Annotated in this window: 15 protein-coding genes; 7 read left to right on the top strand and 8 right to left on the bottom strand. The window is 70.8% G+C overall.

The features are described from left to right. Positions 1-171 precede the first annotated feature (171 nt). On the top strand, positions 172-1,539 hold the full coding sequence (locus tag OV090_RS24915; protein ID WP_267706940.1) for a metallophosphoesterase: 1,368 nt from the start codon (positions 172-174) through the stop codon (positions 1,537-1,539). 90 nt (positions 1,540-1,629) lie between these two features. Here OV090_RS24915 and OV090_RS24920 read toward each other — a convergent pair whose 3' ends face one another. Beyond that, positions 1,630-2,586 carry an MSS51 C-terminal domain-containing protein gene (locus OV090_RS24920; RefSeq protein WP_267706941.1) on the bottom strand — a complete coding sequence of 319 codons (957 nt, stop codon included), beginning with the start codon at positions 2,584-2,586 and terminating at the stop codon, positions 1,630-1,632. Between the two features lie 223 nt (positions 2,587-2,809). On the opposite strand from OV090_RS24920, the gene OV090_RS24925 reads away from it, so the two are divergent. Then, on the top strand, positions 2,810-4,513 hold the full coding sequence (locus OV090_RS24925) for an Eco57I restriction-modification methylase domain-containing protein (RefSeq protein ID WP_267706942.1): 1,704 nt from the start codon (positions 2,810-2,812) through the stop codon (positions 4,511-4,513). Between the two features lie 35 nt (positions 4,514-4,548). Here OV090_RS24925 and OV090_RS24930 read toward each other — a convergent pair whose 3' ends face one another. The 5 genes from OV090_RS24930 to OV090_RS24950 form a co-directional block, all read right to left on the bottom strand. Further along, positions 4,549-6,198: a S53 family peptidase gene (locus OV090_RS24930; protein WP_267706943.1), complete on the bottom strand. Its 1,650-nt coding sequence runs from the start codon at positions 6,196-6,198 to the stop codon at positions 4,549-4,551. Further along, positions 6,189-8,012 (bottom strand): tryptophan 7-halogenase, encoded by a 1,824-nt coding sequence (locus tag OV090_RS24935; RefSeq protein ID WP_267706944.1) that lies wholly within the window; start codon positions 8,010-8,012, stop codon positions 6,189-6,191. The genes OV090_RS24930 and OV090_RS24935 overlap by 10 nt, the downstream gene beginning before the upstream one ends. 88 nt (positions 8,013-8,100) lie before the next feature. Further along, positions 8,101-8,241: a hypothetical protein gene (locus OV090_RS24940; RefSeq protein ID WP_267706945.1), complete on the bottom strand. Its 141-nt coding sequence runs from the start codon at positions 8,239-8,241 to the stop codon at positions 8,101-8,103. Positions 8,242-8,293: 52 nt separating this feature from the next. After that, complete coding sequence (locus OV090_RS24945) at positions 8,294-9,013, bottom strand: hypothetical protein (protein ID WP_267706947.1); 720 nt, start codon at positions 9,011-9,013, stop codon at positions 8,294-8,296. Between the two features lie 258 nt (positions 9,014-9,271). Beyond that, entirely contained in the window at positions 9,272-10,351 is a 1,080-nt protein-coding gene (locus OV090_RS24950; RefSeq protein WP_267706949.1) for a M28 family peptidase, read from the bottom strand. Between the two features lie 273 nt (positions 10,352-10,624). On the opposite strand from OV090_RS24950, the gene OV090_RS24955 reads away from it, so the two are divergent. Then, complete coding sequence (locus OV090_RS24955) at positions 10,625-11,845, top strand: type I restriction enzyme HsdR N-terminal domain-containing protein (protein ID WP_267706950.1); 1,221 nt, start codon at positions 10,625-10,627, stop codon at positions 11,843-11,845. 139 nt (positions 11,846-11,984) lie between these two features. Further along, on the top strand, positions 11,985-13,220 hold the full coding sequence (locus OV090_RS24960) for an MYXO-CTERM sorting domain-containing protein (RefSeq protein ID WP_267706951.1): 1,236 nt from the start codon (positions 11,985-11,987) through the stop codon (positions 13,218-13,220). Between the two features lie 135 nt (positions 13,221-13,355). On the opposite strand, the gene OV090_RS24965 is transcribed toward OV090_RS24960, so the two are convergent. Next, positions 13,356-15,032: a serine hydrolase domain-containing protein gene (locus OV090_RS24965; protein ID WP_267706952.1), complete on the bottom strand. Its 1,677-nt coding sequence runs from the start codon at positions 15,030-15,032 to the stop codon at positions 13,356-13,358. 232 nt (positions 15,033-15,264) lie between these two features. Here OV090_RS24965 and OV090_RS24970 point away from each other — a divergent pair, with 232 nt between their 5' ends. Together OV090_RS24970 and OV090_RS24975 are read left to right on the top strand one after the other, a co-directional pair. Further along, on the top strand, positions 15,265-15,816 hold the full coding sequence (locus OV090_RS24970; RefSeq protein WP_267706953.1) for a hypothetical protein: 552 nt from the start codon (positions 15,265-15,267) through the stop codon (positions 15,814-15,816). A gap of 74 nt (positions 15,817-15,890) precedes the next feature. Then, positions 15,891-17,426: an AMP-binding protein gene (locus OV090_RS24975; RefSeq protein ID WP_267706955.1), complete on the top strand. Its 1,536-nt coding sequence runs from the start codon at positions 15,891-15,893 to the stop codon at positions 17,424-17,426. 46 nt (positions 17,427-17,472) lie between these two features. On the opposite strand, the gene OV090_RS24980 is transcribed toward OV090_RS24975, so the two are convergent. Then, on the bottom strand, positions 17,473-18,552 hold the full coding sequence (locus OV090_RS24980) for an aldo/keto reductase (RefSeq protein WP_267706957.1): 1,080 nt from the start codon (positions 18,550-18,552) through the stop codon (positions 17,473-17,475). 93 nt (positions 18,553-18,645) lie between these two features. Between OV090_RS24980 and OV090_RS24985 the strand changes: the two genes are divergently transcribed. Then, the gene (locus OV090_RS24985; RefSeq protein WP_267706960.1) at positions 18,646-19,053 is read left to right on the top strand and encodes a MarR family transcriptional regulator; all 408 of its coding nucleotides are present in this window, start codon (positions 18,646-18,648) and stop codon (positions 19,051-19,053) included. Positions 19,054-19,106: the final 53 nt, after the last annotated feature.

Genomic DNA, 19,106 nt, shown 5'->3' on the forward strand with positions numbered 1-19,106 from the left:
GCCGAGATTGCTGCGATGTTTGGGCCTGCGCACCGGTGCAGGAAGCGGTCAGATCTGGGGCAGGACAGCGTTCTGTGGCCGAGACCGCTGGCTCCAGGGGCGCGAATGGCGGTATCGGCGCCGAAATCAATGTGTACACCGCGTCGATGAACTGGAGTAGCTTGCTTTCTTATGCACTCCCGTCATTTCCTCCTGGGCCTCCCTGCGTGTCTGGGCATCGCCTGTTCGAGCGGCGCGGGGACCGAACATTCCGGATTCAGCAGCGCGACCCTCAGCGCGAGCGGCTATACGTCGCCGGCGTCGACGGGGCTCACCGAGGCCGACACGAGCAGCAGCGGGTCGACCAGCGGGGGGACCCATGTAGGCACCGACGGCGGGACCGCCGCAGAGCCGGCGCCGACCACGGACGGCGCGTCGACCACCACCGGCAACCTGAGCGGGGCGTTTGAAACATCGGACCTGACCACGAGCGGCGGTGTGCCGACGACCACGCAGGACGGGCCAGCGACGACAGACCTCGGGCCCGACGCGACGACCACTGGCACGAGCGGCACGACCGGGACGAGCGGGACGACCGGCACGAGCGGCGACGGCACGACCGGCGGGCAGGGCAAGCCGGTCCCCGACAACGCGACCGACGAGAACCTGCTGGTGGCGCTGATCGGCGACCAGGGCACCGGCAGCGACACCAAGGCGGTGTACGAGCTGCTGCTCAGCGAGAAGGCCGACTTCGTCATCATCCTCGGCGACTTCGATTACGGCGACGATCCCGACGCCTGGGCCGACGAGATGGACAGCGTGCTCGGCGACAGCTTCCCGGTGTTCGGGGTGATCGGCAACCACGACACCGACGCGTGGTCGGGCTACCAGGACAAGCTGAAGGCCCGCCTGGCGAAGATCGCCGGCGCCAGCTGCGAGGGCGACCTCGGCGTCAAGTCGAACTGCACGTACCGCGGGCTCCACTTCGTGCTGTCCGGCCTCGGCACCAAGGGCTCCGACGGCGACCACGAGAAGCACATCGCCCAGGTGCTGACGGCCGACGACCACCTGTGGAGCATCTGCACGTTCCACAAGAACCAGCGCGACCTGCAGGCCGGCGACAAACCCGACGACCTGACGTGGAAGGCGCTGCAGGCCTGTCAGAACGACGGGTCGATCATCGCCATGGGCCACGAGCATTCGTACGCGCGCACGCGCACGCTCACCGACGTGGGTAACAAGGGTGCAGCCCATGGTGCCACCGGGATGGCCGAGTTGTTGGAGGTGGGCCCGGGGCGCACGTTCTCGGTGGTGTCGGGCCTCGGCGGCAAGAGCATCCGCGACTGGGACTCGGGCCTCCACGGCAACGAGAATTGGTGGGGCTCCGTCTACACCAAGAACTACTGGCTGAAGAACGGGGTCGAGGAGGAGAACTTCGAGGCCGAACACGGGGCCCTGTTCCTCCGCTTCTTCGTCGACGGCGACCCCAACGCGGCCCAGGGCTATTTTAAAAACATCAAGGGCGACGTGATCGACGAGTTCGACATCGTCCACAAATAGCGGCAGGGCGGCGCCGGTTTCGCGGGCGAAGGTGAATCGAGGCAATGGCGGCGCCGGATTCGCAGTTGGGCGCGAATCGGGGCAGGGCGATCAGCGCCAGGCACTCAAAAAGGCGTTGTCGCAGGCGAGGTCGTTGGCGATCGTGGTCGAGCGCCGGGCCGAGAGCGAGGCGAACGGGTTCGACGCCGGGGCCAGCAGCGGCTCGGCGCCGATCGCCCTGAGCACGCGAGCCTCGCCGGCGGCCTCCCACTTGCGATAGCTGGTGATCGCAAACGGGACGCCCGAGCCGCGCAGCTCGTGCATGGTCGGCTTCCACGAGGGATAGAGGAGGAGGCCGCAGTCGTAGCCGATGACGAGGTCGGGCCGCCCGAGCTCGGTCCACAGGGCGCGCCGGTACAGGCCCGACACCGCCCGCACCCCCGGCCCGAGGTCGCCGGCGACCAACTCGGGGCCGACGAGGGTGATGGCGAAGCGGCGCCCGGGGAACAGCGGCTCCAGCCCTCGCCACAGCGCCGGTGAGACGTCACGCTCGCGCTGGGCGGCGGCGATCACGTGGACAGAGAGCGTTCCCGATGTGTTCGATGGGACATGTTCGGAGAGCAAGGTGAGGACGTGGGCGAGTGTCAGCGGACGCGTGGCCAGGTCGCTCAGGCAGCGCCGCAGGGCAGGTGCGAGGTCGGGGCCGAGCCAGTCGTCCCAGCCGCCGGGGACGAGGTCGCTGCGCCGCGCACGGGCGAGCAAGATGGCCTCGAGCCGCTCGCGCGGGTGCTCGGCGAGGAAGGCGAGGTCGTCGGCGATGTGCCGCAGATCGGGGCAGACCGGGCCGTGCCAGCGGTGGTCGAGCTCGCGGTGCTCGTCGCCGCAATAGGCGACGCCGTCGCAGCCGAGGCAGGGCCGGGCCGGGCTGGCGCCGCACACGAGGCAGGCGTGCGCGGACGAGGGGGCGGCGAGCGGCGCAGGCCCGGAGGTCGCGGGCGGGCGCGGCTCGAGGCGGGCCATCTTCTCGAGCTCGGCGCACTGGCTGGGATAGTCGAGCAGCCGCGGCATCTCGCGCAGGAGTGTAGGACCGCGAATGTCGGCGCGGGCAGCGACCGCGCACGGGCAGGCGAGGCCGGGGACGAGGATGCAGTGGCGGGGCCGGCCGGCGATCGGGCCGCGGCTGCGCTCGCGGCCGCGGAGGGAGGTCGATCGCCCGGCGGGTTCTCCATGCGAAATTGCCGCGCGCGAGCGCGGTATCCGCGGACGGGACGCGCTAAGCTGCCGCAAGCCCGTGCAGTCGTCGCTCGAGACCCGCGCGTCCCGATCCCGCCTCGCGGGGGCCGACGCGAGCGAGCGCGGCGCAGTGTTCACGCGCCCCGAGGTGGTCGAGGCGCTGCTCGACCTGGCGGGTTACACGGCCGATCGGCCGCTTCACGATTGGTCGGTGCTCGAGCCGTCGTTCGGCGCGGGTGATTTTCTGCTGGCGATCGTCGAGCGACTGCTGATCGCGAGTGAGTCCGCGGGACTGGGACCCGCGGACGCGCGAAGGCTCGGTCCGGCGGTCCGCGGGGTCGAGGTCCACGCGGAGTCGTTCGCACGCACGCGCGAGCGCTTGCAGGCGCGGCTGCGCCGGTGGGGCGCGAGCGGGCGCGACGCGAGCTGGCTGTGCGAGGCGTGGCTGACCCGCGGCGACTTCCTGCTCGCGCCGCTGACGGGCCCGTTCGACGTGGTGGTCGGCAACCCGCCGTACGTGCGGCAGGAGCGGATCCCCGAGGCACTGCTCGCGGAATATCGCCGGCGCTATTCTACCATCTACGACCGCGCCGACCTGTACGTGCCGTTCTTCGAGCGCGGCCTGCAGCTGCTCGGCGACGGCGGGCGGCTGGCGTTCATCTGCGCCAACCGCTGGCTGAAGAACCGCTACGGCGGGCCGCTGCGGGGGCTGGTGGCCCGCGACTATCACCTGTCGCACTACATCGACATGGAGGGCACGGACGCGTTCCAGTCGGAGGTGTCCGCGTATCCGGCGATCACGGTGATCCGGCGCGGGGCAGGCGAGACGACGCGGATCGCCCGCAGGCCGCAGATCGAAGGCGAGCTGCCCGCGGTGGTGCAGGCGATGACGCGCGCCGGTCCGGTCGGCGATCCGCGCGTGGAGGAGGTGGCGCAGGCGGTCCGCGGCGAAGACCCGTGGCTGCTCGACGGCGCCGATCAGCTGGCGGTGCTCCGCCGGCTCGAGCGCGAGTTCGTGACGCTCGAGGACGCCGGCTGCCGGGTGGGGATCGGAGTGGCGACCGGGGCCGACCGGGTCTTCATCGCCGACTTCGCGGCGCTGCCGGTGGAGCCGGCGCGCAAGCTGCCGCTGGTGATGGCGGCGGACCTGCGCGAGGGGGCGATCGCGTGGCGAGGCCGCGGGATCGTCAATCCGTTCGAGGCCGACGGGACGCTGGCCGAGGCGGGGCTTTATCCGAAATTCGCGGCGTACGTGGGGGGGCACCGCGAGGCGCTGCAGCGGCGCTACGTGGCCCGGCGCAACCCGGAGGCGTGGTACCGGACGATCGATCGCATCGAACCGGCGCTGACGCGCACGCCCAAGCTGCTGATCCCCGACATCAAGGGCGAGGCGACCGTGGCGTACGACGAGGGGCGGTATTATCCGCACCACAATCTTTATCACGTGACGTCGTCGACGTGGGACCTGCGGGCGCTGGCGACGATCCTGCGCTCGTCGCTGGCGGTGCTGTTCGTCGCCAACTACGGGATCAAGATGGCCGGCGGCTTCTTGCGGTTCCAGGCCCAGTATCTGCGGCGGATCCGCGTGCCCCGCTGGGCCGAGGTGCCCGCCTCGGTGCGCGCGTCGCTGATCGCGGCGGCGCCGGACGACGCGGCTGCGATCGATCGCGCGACGTTCGCTGCCTATGAAATTGGGCGCGCGGAGGGCGAGACGATCCGCCGCGCGGCAGCGGGAGCTCGCGTCACCCGCAAGTCATTTTAGTAAAAAAAGACATGTCGTGAGAGACATGTCGAGAATCACCGCTCGTCGGCGCTGCCGAGGCTCGCGGTGAGGCGGGCGACGTCGGGCACGCCGAGGCCGGTGGCGGGGTCGAAGCCGGGGGCGGCGCGGAAGCCGGGGAGGACTTGCCAGCGGCGGGTGCCGTCGGCGGCGAGCAGCGGCAGCTCGAGGTCGGTGTCACCGTCGACGATGTCGCGCAGCAGGGCAGGGTCGCGGGCGCAGGCGGCGTAGAGGCGCGGCTGGAGCTGGCCGAGGCGCGTGAGCCCGTGAGCGCGGCGGCGCTGGTTGAGGCGGGCGACGATGCCGGCCCAGATCGGCGCAGCCAGGCTGGTGCCGCCGGCGTCGTCGCGGAACTCGCCGTCGAACAGGCAGGCGTAGGCGGTCGTGTCGGAACCCCAGGCCATCAGGGCGACGTCGGGCTGGACGCGGCCCGTGGCGAACACGGGGGCGGCATCCGGGCCGCACGAGAACTCGCCGGGCAAGACGTCGCGCTGGTACTCGGGCACCGGCACGTGGACGCTGACCCCGCCGCTGCCGGCGAGCGCGGGCAGGCCGGTCGCCGCGCGCAGGGCCGGCGAGACCGGGGCGCTCCACGCGAGCTCGCGCCACGGCGAGCGCCGGGCCACCCGCGTGCCGCCGACGCTGAGGACGCGGGCCTCGCAGCCGGGGAAGGTGTCGCGCGGGACGAGGGCGTCGCAGGCGTCGCGCGCGGGGCCGCTGCTGGGGAAGCCGTCGTAGGCGCCCCAGTCGCCGCTGGCGGCGATCACCGTGATGCCGAGGACGGCGGCCAGATCGAGCAAGGTCGCGAACCTGCGCCGGCCGTGGACCGCGTAGTACTGACGGGCGGGGGCGCTCCAACTGGTGACTGCCACGGTAGGCTTTCGAGACATGTCGGATAGGACATGTTTTAAAAAACAGCTCCATGGATCGGCGGCGACGGTCGGGTCGATGAAGTAGACGACGAGGCGGGCGCGCGGGGCGACTGCGGCGAGCCACTGCAGGCCCATGGTGGCCTCGAAGCGGAACCGCGGATCGGCGGCGCAGGCGGCAAGGGGGGTGAGCTGGACCAGCTCGATCTGTGGCGAAGGGAGGCCGAAGGCGCGGGCGAAGCCGTGGACATCGCCGGCGTCGGGCACACCGCCGAGGGCCATGACTGCGATCGTCTCGTCTTCGCCGTCGCTCGTTCGATCGAAGTGATAGCCGCGCAGGAGCTCGGCAGGTCGCAGGCCGGTCGCGGGGACTGGGGGCGGCGGGGCGCCGGGATCGGTGAGCGTGCGCGGCGGCTCCGGAGCGCGCCAGGGGCCGAGCTCGAGCGCTGCGACGCTCGCTGCGAGTGAGGGAGGGACGAGCGCCCGGGCGGCGTCGTCGACGAGGTGGCGGCGGGCGAGCAGCTGTTGCGCGCCCGCCTGTCCCAGGAGACAGGTGAGCTGCGCGCGGTCGAGCTCCGCGTGCCAGGTGAGGTCGGCGAGGCCGGACGCGGCGGCGCGGAGGTCGGCGCCGGCGAACCAAGACGTCGCCGCGGCGTGGACCGCGGGCGGCTGAGCGATCCTTGCGACGAGTTCGGTATGACCGAGGTGGCGGCCGGACAGCGGACCGCCGGGCGAGGAGACCGCGTCGGCGAGGTCGCTCAGATCGGCCGCCGCGGCCAGCTCCAGGCTCAGGCGCACGCGACGGCCTCGAGCGGCGGCGACTCCGACTCGCGCGGACCCTCGAGTCTAATAAAACCCTTCATCGCGGCGATGCGGACGATGCCCAGCACGGCGCCGCGCAGGGCTGCGGGATCGCGGGCGGGCAGCAGCGCCCGGGCGCGCGCGAGCAGGCCGGCGACGTCGCTGCACTCGCGCATGGCCGCGACCACGGGGGCCAGCGCCGGGTCGATGCGCGCCGGGGTGGCCGCGAGCCGGTGGCTCATCTGCGGGGTCTCGGTCACGAGGTCGTGGTAGACCTCGAGGCGCCCGCTGAGGCCGCGCTCGAGGCCGGGCTCGGTGCGCAGGTCGAGGCGGAACGGGGCCACGAGCGAGTATGTCTCGTGGGACAGGTCCTCCGGGGCAGGCACGCCGGTGTCGCGGTAGATCGCCTCGAGGCCGTCGGCCGCGCCGGTGATGCCCTGGATCAGCGGCACCACCACCTCGGCGCCGGCGCCGAGCGCCCGCGGGACCGGGAAGAAGCCGGCGGTGGCCATCGTGAAGGCTTGCCGGTCCTCGAGGCGCAGGCGACCCGAGGCGTTGACGAGCTGCTGCGCGGTCCACCACCACGAGGGGGCGGCCTTGTTGTTGCCATAAAAGTAGCGGGCGAGGGTCAGGAAGGCGCCGTACTCGCCGCGCAGGTAATCCGAGTAGGCGCGCCACAGGCTCGCGGCCGGCAGGTCGGGCCGGGCGCGCTGGGTCAGCCAGGTGTAGGCGGCGCGGTGACCTGTCTGAAGAGCCAGGGTGACCCCCGTCGAGAGGATCGGGTCGACGAACATCGCCGCGTCGCCGGCGGCCGCCCAGCCGTCGCCGACGGTCTCCTTGGCCCACGACGACCAGTCCTGGCACGCGCCGACGCGGGCGCCTTTTGGAAGAATGTCGTCGCGCAGGGTGGCGTTCTCGATCAACCCCGCAACCTCGGGGCACGCGCGCAGCGACTTCCAGAAGAAGGTCTCGAGGTCGACGCCGGCCAGCTTGTCCGCGAAGTGGTGGCGGTTGGTGACGACGCCGACGGTCATCCGATCGCGGCCGAGCGGGAAGTACCAGATCCACCCGTGCTCGATGGCGGCGATGAAGACGGTCGAACGATCGGGCGAGCCGCTGAAGGTGACCTTCCATTCGGCGCCCTGCAAATAGCCGTAGACCGCGAAGTTGTTGAGGTTCTCGTCGTAGACGCGCTCGCCCCTGGTGAGCAGGTGCGACAGGCCGGTGGCGTCGAGCACGAAGTCGGCGGTGATCGAGCCGCTGTTGCCGGCGTCGTCCTCCCAGGTGATCACGTGCTGCGACGATTCGCCGACCCGCTGCGCGCCGAGGGCCCTGGTGCCCTCGCGGACGTCGGCGCCGAGCTGGCGGGCGTTGTCGAGAAGGAGTTTGTCGAAGCGCGAGCGCTCGACGTTGAACGCGGAATAGGGGGTGCGCTGGGTCTGGCCGGGGCCGAGCAACTTTTCGAAGTCCTGGCCGGTGACCTCGATGACCGAGGCATCGCCGCCGGCGCGGGAGATCGTCTTGAGCGTCAGGTAGTCGGCGGTCCAGGGCGTGCGGTCTTTCCCCCAGATGAAGGTGACGCCCATCTTCTTCACGAAGTCGGAGGCGAGCATCGTCTGATAGACGCCGAGGTCCTCGAGCACGCCGTTGGCGGCCGGGATCGTCGATTCGCCGATGTGCCAGCGCGGGAACCGGGATTTCTCCAACAGGACGATCTTGGCGTCGGGGGCGTACTTCCTGGCGATCGCGGCGAAGGTGCTGCCGGCGGGGCCGCCGCCCAGGACGACACAATCTGCATGCTCGACGGTCATGGCGAATCCTCGGTGTCTCGATGCTGCGAAGGACGGGCAAAAAAAGCGCCGCGGAGCCGGGGGAGCGGCTCCGCGGCGGCTGGGCGGCTCAGAAGCCGAAGTTGATGTCGGTCAGGGGCACGGTGTCGAATTCGACGACCTGCAGCTCGTCGGCTTGGCCCTCGCGGACCTCGAAGCGGGCGTCCTGGGTGGTGGTCTCGGCGGTCTGGGTGGTCTCTTGCTTGTTCATGGTCGTTTCTCCGTGGTGACTACAATGGTTGATACGATAGGGTCGAGGAGCTCTAGTGGAGCCGGCAAGGGGCGAGCTGCGCCTCGATGTCGGCGTCGCTCGGCGGACCGGCGGGGTCGGGGGTGAAGCAAAGGATGGCAGTGTCGCGCGCGGCCTCGGCGATTCGGGCGCGCTCGCCGGCAGCGAGGCGGGCGACCGCGAGGAGGGTGTCGGCGACGTGGTCGCCGTCGCTGCCGGCGGCGCTGTGGACCCGCAAACAACGAGTGGCGCGCGTGCCGGCGGGGAGGACCGCCTCGACCGCGCGGATGTCGGGCTCGCGCACGGTCATGGCGAGGCGCTCGATCGCGTAGGCGTAACCGACGCAGCCGATCGGGTCGTCGGCGTGGACGCTGCGCTGGAAGTAGTCGACCATGCGAATCGCAGTGGCCGGACGCACGCGCTCGACGACCCGCTCCGCGTCGTAGCCGAGGTCGCGGAGGTCTCTCAGGGCGAGCCGATCGTGGTTGCTCTCCTCGCGGGCGCGCTCGCGGGCCCAATCGGCCAGGATGCCGCGCTCTGCGGCCGCGAAGCGCTCGGCGGCGAGGCCGAGCAGCGTGGGGGTGGAATGGGTGAGGTGATAGAGGCCGGCCAGGCGCCAGGCCCAGCGCGTGGCAGTGAGCGGCGGGACGGCCCCGGGCCGCGCGTGGCCGAAGGCCGAGGCGACAGCGCGATCGAGGAGGTTGCGGACGGAGGCGACTTCGCGGTCGTTCGTTGTCGGGCTCGCGTTGAGCATCTCGATCGCGTAGTGATCGCGGTGGTCACTTCGATCGGGGGGCCGACGACATTCCTGACGGGCGGTCTGACGGAGGTGGCGAAAAGTGGAGTGTTTTTGTAAGCTTGGACGAGCTGCCGGTCCGACGGCGGTCGGACCTCGCGCAGCGCGCGGCGATGACGTCGACCGCCGATGCAGGCCCCTGTCGGCGGACGTCCGCGCGGCTCCGGGCCTGTCCCATCGGACAGACCCATTAATAAAAGAGAAATAAAAGATCGATCAGGACAGGGCGTCTTCGAAGCCGGCGACCATCCATGACAGCTGCTGGCGCTGCTGATGGCTCAGCGGGCCGCGGGCGGCGACGGCGGCGAGGGCGTCGAGTTCGGCGACGGCCAGCGAGGCGGCGGGGAGGCGGGGCGCGAGGTGGCGCGCGAGGGTCCGCAAGGAGGTGAGGGTGGCGACGTCGTCGCGCGCCGCGGTGTCGAACGGTGCGGGCGCGTCGGGCCGCTCGCGCAGCAGCTGGACCAGACGCGCGAGGTAGTCGACGGTGGCGACGATCTTGTCGTAGTCGAGCCTGTCGGGGGTGTCGGTGGGCTGGTGGTAGTGCTCCCAGCGGCCGCAACTGAGGAAGAGCACCGGGACGCCGGCCTTGCGGAAGGCGTGGTAGTCGCTGAGCGGCGGGAGGACGTCGAGGTCGGCGCGGCGCGGGTAGACGCCGCCGGCGATCGCTGCGTCCTCGACGAGCTCGCCGGTACCGTGACTGAGCTCGGCGCCGAGGACGAACAGGGAGTCGCGGACCTCGCTCGGGCAACCCACGGGCCCGAGCGCGTGGCCGCACAGATCCATGCACAGCATCATGTCGATGCTGGCGAGCGGCACTGTCGGATGGGCGACGTGATGCATCGAACCCATGGTGCCGTGGAGGAAGTGCGGCGGCTCCTCTCCGTCGTATGCGGCCAGGACGACGCGCCGCCCCGACCGCCCGCGCGCGAGCAGGTCGCGCCCGAGCTCGACGAGGATGGCGACTGCCGCGGCGTTGTCGTCGGCGCCCCAGAAGACGGTGTCGTCCGACGATGCGCCCAAATGATCGTAGTGCGCCGCGACGACGATCGTGCGCTCGCCGAGCGGCCCGACCCCGGGGACCTCGGCGAGGACGTTGGCGCCGCAGTCGGGCACGTGCTGCAAGTAGCCGTCCGTGCCGCCCGGCCGGGCTCCGATGGCGCGAAACTCGTCGACGATCCGCGTGCGCGCAGCGACGCCCTGGGGCGTGCCAGGCGCCCGACCGGCGCACTCCGGCGAACAGAGGTAGCGAACGAGGGCCTCGATCCGCGCGCGTCTCTCCGATGGGCGAGTTTGCATGCGAGCCATCGTAGCGGAAATCGTGCGGCGCCCGGGCTGGTGACGTCGGCGGGGGCGATCTCGTGCTTCTCGCCGATCGGTCTGCCTTCGACCGTTACGCCGTCCTGGACGGATGCGATGGAGCGGGCTATTGCTGCCGCTGAACAATGGTCTGAATGCGACGAGCGTGATAAGGGCGAGAACGCTCGCGCGCGGTATGGTTTATTGACCCCAGGGTCACCGTCGACCTACACTGGAAAGATCGGAGAGATCATGGGCGCATATCATGACCAATTGCAGAGGCTCGCAGAGCAGATTCGCAAGCGTTTGCCTCATGTGCACGGAGAAGAATCGACGAAGCAGGCGCTGATTCTGCCCTTCATCGCGGCCCTCGGCTACGATATCTACGATCCGACGGAGATCCGGCCCGAATACGTGGCCGACTTCGCCAAGAAGCGCCCTGGAGGCCCGGCGGAGAAGGTCGATTATGCCATTCACCTGGCCGGGACGCCGGTCATCTTCGTCGAGTGCAAGTCGGCCGACGTGTCCCTCCACAACTTCAGCGGGCAGCTCGCTCGCTACTTCAACGCCACTCCCGCCTGTCCGGTCGCGGTGCTGACGAACGGCGTGAAATACCTGTTCTTCACCGATCTCGAGGAGCGTAACATCCTCAGCGAGAAGGCGTTCTTCGAGTTCGACATTTTGAACTTCACGGAGGCCGACGTCGAGGTATTGGAGTCGTTCTCGCGCGAACGATTCAACCCGAGCGGTGTCCGTGAACAGGCCGAGGAGATCATCTACACGAGCAAGATCAGCGGCTACATCGGTTCCATCCTGCGGAGCCCGCCCGAGAACTTTACGCGGTTCGTCCTCGGCGAGCTCAGCGTCTTCGCCGGCAAGCGACTCACGCCCCGAGTCATCGAGAAGTTCACGCCCACGATCAAGCGAGCGATCCAGGCCACGCTGCTCGATATGGCGACGCGATCGATCAAGGACCAGGGCGAGCAGAAGACGGAACCGCCGGTCGTCGCTCCCCCGCCGAAGCTCGATGTGGTGGCCACGCTGCCGCCGCCGCCCGTGATCAAGGTCGAGGATAAGGCGCAAGCGCCGGCGGTCCCGGCAGCACCGGCGACACCGACGGCGCCGGCGGCCCCGAATATCGTCACGACGGCGGATGAGCTCGAGGCGCTGGACATCATTCGGGCGATCTGCGCCGACTCGCCGGTGAGCCCCAGTTCGCCGATCCTGCACAAGGATACGAGCAGCTGGTTCACGATCTCGACGATCTCCATTCGTCGGTGGTTCGTGCGCCTCTACTTCAATCAGCGCAAGAAGTCGATCTTCACCAAAGTTTCGCCGGAGCAGGCCAAGGCGCTGTCCCCCGGGTTCGAGGTCGACAAGGGGTTCGTGTACATCAATTCCGTGAAGGACCTGTACCGGCTGCGGCCGCTGCTGCTTCTCGCGTACGAGGAGGCCGCACGGCAGACAGAGCCTGCCGAGGCCGAGGCTGGTTGAGCGAGTTCGGCGGGATCGATGACAGAATCGCCGCGGTCTGGCCATCTCACCGCTTCCCGCTGTTCGTGACGTGCTTTCGGGAGCAGGCGCCGCGGCGCTGGCCATGGGCCAAGCTCGAAGTTCGTGATAGAAGAGGGCGATGGCTCTCTTCGGATCGAGGCCCGCGGTGCTGGTGCTGTTGCTTGCGACCTGCTTCGGCGCGCGCGAGGCGGCGGCTTGCCTCGACATCGGCGATCCGTGCGCCGATGTGGCGACGTGGACGATGGTGCAGTCGACGGCGGAGTCGCAGAAGGTGCCGCTCGACGGGATTTTTTTGATGCGGGTGTCCGGGCCGGCGCTCGCGCCGGTGCCGCTCGACGTGATGACCGTGGAGGTGACGCTCGACGGGGTGGTGGTGGACGGTGCGCTCGAGCAGACGGGGATCGGCGGGCTGCTCGGGTGGCGGCCGGCGGGGCTGCTGCAGGCCGACCGCACGTACGTGGTGGCAGGCACGATCCACAACCTCGACGCGATGCCGGGCAACCCGGGCTGCGGGCTGGAGTTCGAGCCGTTCGAGTTCGAGGTGAGCACCGGTAGCGAGACGATGCCGCCGCTGGTGGCGCCCGAGGTGAGCCGCGAGGAGACGGTGGAGTTCGCCGAGAAGCTCGCGCTCGACAACCTGGTGTGCTGCGACGGGGCGTTCCCGCTGACGTTTCCCGGGTGCGGCAGCGGCGGCAACACGGTGGACTTCACGGAGGGCCATTGCGTGCCGATGCAGTACACGGGGCGGCTGAGCGTCGAGCTCGCGGGGCTGGTGCCGGGCGCGGGCGACGGGGCCTCGATGGTGAGCGCGGCGCGGATGATCGGCGACGTGGTGGTCGACGAGATGCTGGTGACGAATTCGTTCAAGTTCCGCACGCGCGAGGCGGGACCGTTCTGCGACCGGGTGGTGCTGCGCAACCTGGTGACCGGCGCGACGGCTGCGGCGCCGGAGCTGTGCCATGGCGATGGGCTGGTCGATCGGCTGGGGGCGCAGACGCTGACGCCGGAGTCGCCCGAGCTGGCGGTCTGCGTCGGTGCGCCATACGTGTGCGAGATCGACGAGCTCGGTGATTCGTGGGACCCCGATCGCTGCACGCAGTGGCCGGCGAGCGAGGAGGACACCGACGGGCCGGAGGAGCCGACGACGGGGAGCCCGACGTCGGGCGGTTCGACGAGCGGGCCCGGCGAGTCGGGCAGCGGGACTGCGGGGTCGACGGCGGACGACGGGGCGACGACGAATCCGGCGGACGGATTGGTCGAGCACGGGTGCGCGTGTGCGAGCGGGGAAGCGGCAGGCGGGGCGTGGTTGGCGGCCCTGATGCTGCTGGTGCGGCGGCGGAGGACGCGTGCTTAGAGGTGTCTTTCGGGACATGTGATTGCAGGATGAGCGGCGCCGAGTGAGACGTGCGTCGCCGACCCCTCGGGTCATGCGTCGCTCTCGGGTGAGCTGGCTCGCGAGAGGATGGGCCGGAGTCCGCGGCGAGCGGGCTCAGGCGTCGCTGCGGACCAGGCGGTAACCGGCCCACGACAGCACGGGGCCGTCGGGGCCTTCGTCGGCGGCGACGCGCTGGCCCTTGCCGCGGCCGATGCCGAAGATCCGCGCTTCGTGCGGGCCCTGAATCGTGAGCGCGTAGCGGGCCAGGGTCGAGCTGGTGGCGAACGCCTGCGGCAGCTCGAGGCGGAGCTCGAGGCCGCCGGGGACGTGCTCGAGGTGGGCGGCCTTGAAGGCGGCGATCTCGCCGGGGCCGGCTTCGGGGCGGTAGCGGCCGGCGCGGCGCAGCCAGTCCTCGGGGACAGGTCCTTCGGGACAGCGGACGCCGACGCGGGTCTGGACGCCGCGGACGGTGCTGGTGACGACGTGGTGGCCGTCGCGGTCGGCGATGGTGACGTGGGCGTCGGGGTTGTCGGCGCTGTGGAAGCCGCCGCCGGGCGCGGGGATCAGGGCGGTCTTGCCGAGCTCGGCGCGCGAGACGAGGCCGCCGCGCTCGATGTCGAGGCGGACGACGTCGAACTCGTTGGCGTAGCGGCCGACGTGGGCCTGCAGCGCGGCATGAGCGAACGCGGCGCGCGGGCGGGTCTCGGCGTCGCCGACGCTGGCGGGGAGGTCGAGGCCGTCGCGCTCGAGCAAGGCGGTCTGCAGGGCGAAGGCGGCGAGGTCTTCGACGCCGCCGGCCTCGCGAAAGTTGGCGAGGACGGCGACGCCGAGGCCGCGGTCGGGCAGGACGAACAGGACGGCGCGGTGGCCGAAGGTGCGGCCGGTGTGCCAGGCGACGCGACCGGCGTGGACCAGGCCGACGTGCTGCAGGGCGAGGCCGAGGCCCCAGCGCTCGTCGAAGTCGAGCGGGCCTGCCGCCTGCGGGGTCAGCATGGCGGCGGCGGCGCCCTCGCCGGCCATGAGCCAGCGCAGCAGCGGGACCACATCGACGACGCTGCCGTACATGCCGGCAGCGGGCCGGAGGCGCAGGCGCGGCTCGTCCTCGCGCCGGCCGGCGCAGTAGCTGGCGGCCATCTCCGCCGGCGGGTCGAAGCGCAGGCGAGAGCCGCCGAGGGCCAGGCGGGAGACGTCGAGGGCGTGATCTTCGTATGGCTTCGTGGACATGTTATCAAGGACATGTCCTAAAAGAGTATAGCCGACGTTGCTGTAGGCGTACCAGCGGTCGGGCGCGGCGATGAGTGGTTCGTCGGCGACCTCGTCGGCGAGGCGGCGCCAGTCGGGCGGGCGGGCGCCGAGGCTGCCGCGGTGCCAGTCGGAGATCAGGCCGGAGCGGTGGCACAGCAGGTGACGCAGGCGGATCGCCTCGCTGCCGGGGGCGCGCAGCTGCGGGAGGTGCCGCTGCAGCGGCGCGTCGAGGTCGAGGTCGCCGGCCTGCCAGGCGCGCACGGCCACGAGGGCGGTGTAGATCTTGGTGAGCGAGCCGAGCGCGTAGACGGTGTCGGCGGTGGCGGCGATCCGCGCCTCGCGGTCGGCCATGCCGAAGCCGCCGGCCCAGGCGAGCTCGCCGCGGTCGACGAGGGCGATGCTGAGGCCGACGACCGGCATCTTCTCGCGCCAGGTGTCGATGAGGGCGGCGACGGTGTCGCGCGTCTCGCCGAAGCCGGGCCCGGATTCGACCCGCCGGCCGCACGCGAGCGCGGCGGTCGCGGCGAGGAAGCTGCGGCGGCGCACGCAGTCATCGTACGCCAGAGCGCGGGGCGATCGGCTCTCCGGCCTCAGGTGGAGCGCGAGGACTCGCTCGAGGTCCTGCGCAGGGGAGCGGGCGTACGCGGACGAGTCCGACGCGGAGCGGGGCGGCTGTGGTGCGCGATCCCGGAATGTCCCGAGAGACAGGTGAGACGCAGGGCGCCGCGCGCGGGCGCGCCTTGCTGGGCTCGGTCCGCTGCGATAGCTTGGCGCCCCCGTGGACTTCCGCTCGCTCCGCGTCGCCGACCTCGAGGTTCGTCTGTTCGGTGAAGCGCCGGGGTCGGGAGAGCGGGTCGAATTCGTCGACGTGCGGGCAGCGGCGGCGTTCGTGTCGCAGCTGCTCGGCGACCCGCGCGACGGCCTGGTGCTGCGCCGGCTCGCCGGCGAGCTCGAGTACTTCGGCGGCGAGGACGTGGTGAGCCGGTTGGCGGGCGCGCTGGTGGCGGGCCGGCTGGTGTTCACGCGCGCGGGGGCGCCGGAGGCTGCGCTGGTGGGGCCGGCGGGTGAGCAGGCGGAGGGCGAGCGGGCGAGCGAGGACGGGTTCGCGGCGATGGAGGCGGGGCCGCCGACGCACTGGGTGGAGATCCAGCTGGTCGGCGAGGACGGCGAGGGGATCCCGGGGCAGCGCTATCGCATCGTCGCGCCGGACGGCGTCGAGTGGCGCGGCTTCACCGACTCCCTCGGCGTCGCGCGGCTGAGCCGGATCCCCGGCGGCACCTGCCAGGTCTTCTTCCCCGACCTCGACGCCGAAGCGTGGGAGCCGGCGTGACCGAGCGCAGGCGATCGCCGCGCCGTTGATTTCGTGCGATCCTGTCGGCCTCTCTCTCGCCGCAGGAGCCCGTCTTGCTGGTCCCGCTCACGATCCTCGACTTCATGCGCCGCGCCGAGCAGGTCTACGGCGAGCGCGTCGCAGTGTTCGACGAACCATTGCAGCCGGCCGCGCCGCTCGGCCCGCTGACCTACGGGCGCCTGGCCGCGCTGGCCCGCGCGCAGGCGGCCGGGCTCGACGCGCTCGGGGTCGGGTTCGGCGAGCGAGTGGCGATCGTGTCGCACAACGCGGCGCGCATGCTGGTGTCGTTCTTCGGCGTGGCCGGCCACGGGCGCGTGCTGGTGCCGATCAACTTCCGCCTCAGCCCGGCCGAGATCGCGTACATCGTCGAGCACTCGGGGGCGTCGATGCTGCTGGTCGACCCGGAGCTCGACGCGTCTCTGGCGGAGGTGAAGTGCGCGCGGCGGTTCGTGCTCGGGGCCGAGAGCGACGCGCTGCTGCTGCGCCACGAGGTGGCGCCGGCGCGCTGGCAGGCCGACGAGCAGGCGACCGCGACGATCAACTACACCAGCGGGACGACCGCGCGGCCGAAAGGGGTGCAGCTGACGCACCGTAACCTGTGGATCAACGCGACGACGTTCGCGCTGCACACGGGGGTGTCGGACCGCGACGTGTATCTGCACACGCTGCCGATGTTCCACTGCAACGGCTGGGGCATGCCGTTCGCGCTGGCAGGGCTGGGGGCGCGGCAGCACGTGCTGCGCAAGGTCGACGGAGCGGAGATCTTGCGCCGCGTGGCGGCCCACGGGATCTCGTTGATGTGCGGCGCGCCGGCCGTGTTCAACGCGATCCTGGCGGCGGCGCAGCAGTGGCAAGGGGAGGTCCCGGGGCGCGGCAAGGTCCGCGTGGTGTGTGCCGGGGCGCCGCCGCCGACGCGGACGATCGAGCGCATCGAGGCGGAGCTCGGCTGGGAATTTTTGCAGATCTACGGGCTGACCGAGACGTCGCCGCTGCTGACGATCAACCGCACGCGCGAGGAGTGGGACGGGCTCACGGGTCACGAGCGCGCGGAGAGGCTCGGGCGCGCGGGGGCGCCGGCGCTGGGGACGGAGATCGAGGTCGACGCGCACGGCGAGGTGCTGGCGCGCGGCAACACGGTGCTCGAGGGTTACTGGCAGGAGCCGAAGGCGACGGAGGCGGCGCTGGAGGACGGGTGGTTTCACACCGGCGACGGCGGCACGGTCGACGCCGAGGGGCATCTGGTGATCTCCGACCGCAAGAAGGACGTGATCATCAGCGGCGGCGAGAACGTGTCGTCGATCGAGGTCGAGGACGCGCTGTGCTCGCACCCCGCGGTCGCGGAGGCTGCAGTGATCGGGGTGCCCGACGAGAAGTGGGGCGAGACGGTCAAGGCGCTGGTGGTGCTCGCGCCCGGCAATTCGGCCACCGAGGCGGAGCTGATCGCCCACTGCCGCCAGCGCCTGGCTCACTACAAGTGCCCGACCTCGGTCGAGCTGCGCACCGAGCTGGCGCGCACGTCGACCGGCAAGCTGCAGAAATTCAAGCTACGCGCGCCCTACTGGGAGGGGCGCACGCGGCAGGTCAACTGATCGCGGCGCGCCGCATGCGAGGAGCATGCGGCGCCGCGCATGGCGGTCAGTAGGGCTTGTCGCCCTTCTGCAGGATGAACGGGCTCGGCGGGGCCTGCACGCCGTTGACGCGCGTGCCGCCGTTGTGGATGGCGGGGAAGAACGGCTGCATGCTCTGCGGGAAGCCGAAGGTCGGCTTGGTGAGCGCGTCGAGGCGGGCCAAATCGTCGGAAGTGAGCGTCACTTCCAGCGCCTTGACGTTGTCCTCGAGCTGGGACACGAGGCGGGCGCCGATGATCGTCGAGGTCACGCCCGGGCGGCCCTGGACCCACGCCAGCGCGACGCGGGCGACCGTGGTCTCGTGGGCCTTGGCGATCTCCTGCAGCACGTCGACCAGGGTGAAGGTCTTCTCGTTGAGGAACGGCTCGACGAACGCGCCGCGGCCCGGCTTCTCGGTGCTGGTGCGGGTGTACTTGCCGCTGAGCGCGCCGCTCTTCAGCGGCGACCACGGGGTGATGCCGATCCCGAACTCGAGCGCGAGCGGCACCAGCTCCTGCTCGACCGAGCGCTCGAGCAGCGAGTACTCGATCTGCAGGCCGATGAAGGCCGACCAGCCGCGGAACTGCGCGAGCATGTTGGCCTGCGCGACCTTCCACGCCGGCGTGTCGGACACGCCGATGTAGCGGACCTTGCCGGCGCGCACGAGGTCTTCGAGGGCCGCCATCGTCTCCTCGATGGGCGTGTGGACGTCCCAGTTGTGCAGCCAGTAGAGGTCGATGTAGTCGGTCTGCAGGCGGCGCAGCGAGTGGTCGCACGCCGCGAGGATCGACTTGCGGCCCGAGCCGCCGCCGTTGGGGTCGCCGGGATAGAGGTTGCCGCTGAACTTGGTGGCGAGCACCAGGCGGTCGCGGCGCGCCGGGTGGCGGCCGATGTGGTCGCCGAGGATCTTCTCCGAGTGGCTCTTCGTGTAGAAGTTCGCGGTGTCGATGAAGTTGCCGCCGAGCTCGATGAAGCGGTCGATGATCTTCTGCGACTCCGAGACGCTCGAACCCCAACCGAGGTCCTCGCCGAAGGTCATCGCACCGAGGCAGAAGGGGCTCACGCGCAGGCCGGAGCGGCCGAGCGTCACATAATGGTCGAGAGACATCGTGACTCCTGGTATGTTCGAGTTGGTTCAGTCTCGAACTTGTTCAACCTTGAACTGGTTTAGTCTTGAACTAACCGGAGCGCAAGAGGGGTCATGACGAAAATCGACGCCGCCAGGCTGTGGTCGCTCAATCACCGTTTGCTGATGTCCGTGATCGCCACGGTGGCGGCCGATGTGGGGGCGCTGGGCCTCGAGGTCAAGGAGCTGTTCGTGCTGTCCGAGCTCGACGAGCACCCGTACCCCGCCGAGCTGGCCGCCGCGCTGCTGATGCCGAAGCCGACCATGACCGTGTACGTGAAGCGGCTGGAGGCGGCGGGCTTCCTCCGGCGGGAGATCGACGCGGCCGACCTGCGCAAGCATCGACTGCTGATCACGCCCGCCGGGCGCAAGGTGATGCAGCGCGGCCTGACGCTGCTCGCCGACGCCTTCGCCGAGCGGCTGGGGCGCCTGAGCGCGGGCGAGCAGGCCCAGCTGCGCGGGCTGCTCGAGAAGCTGTGCTGAGGATGTCCCCGGGGACATGCCGTGAGAGACATGTCCTCGAGGGCATTGTCGCC

The sequence above is a fragment of the Nannocystis sp. RBIL2 genome (genome assembly GCF_026626745.1).
Taxonomy (GTDB): domain Bacteria; phylum Myxococcota_A; class Polyangia; order Nannocystales; family Nannocystaceae; genus Nannocystis.

Bases quoted from the DNA above. Each gene is read 5' to 3' on its own strand.
- OV090_RS24985 (WP_267706960.1), top strand. From the start codon at position 18,646: ATGACGAAAATCGACGCCGCCAGGCTGTGGTCGCTCAATCACCGTTTG.
- OV090_RS24940 (WP_267706945.1), bottom strand. From the start codon at position 8,241: ATGAACAAGCAAGAGACCACCCAGACCGCCGAGACCACCACCCAGGAC.
- OV090_RS24950 (WP_267706949.1), bottom strand. From the start codon at position 10,351: ATGCAAACTCGCCCATCGGAGAGACGCGCGCGGATCGAGGCCCTCGTT.
- OV090_RS24920 (WP_267706941.1), bottom strand. From the start codon at position 2,586: ATGCCGCGGCTGCTCGACTATCCCAGCCAGTGCGCCGAGCTCGAGAAG.
- OV090_RS24915 (WP_267706940.1), top strand. From the start codon at position 172: ATGCACTCCCGTCATTTCCTCCTGGGCCTCCCTGCGTGTCTGGGCATC.
- OV090_RS24960 (WP_267706951.1), top strand. From the start codon at position 11,985: ATGGCTCTCTTCGGATCGAGGCCCGCGGTGCTGGTGCTGTTGCTTGCG.
- OV090_RS24935 (WP_267706944.1), bottom strand. From the start codon at position 8,012: ATGACCGTCGAGCATGCAGATTGTGTCGTCCTGGGCGGCGGCCCCGCC.
- OV090_RS24945 (WP_267706947.1), bottom strand. From the start codon at position 9,013: ATGCTCAACGCGAGCCCGACAACGAACGACCGCGAAGTCGCCTCCGTC.
- OV090_RS24980 (WP_267706957.1), bottom strand. From the start codon at position 18,552: ATGTCTCTCGACCATTATGTGACGCTCGGCCGCTCCGGCCTGCGCGTG.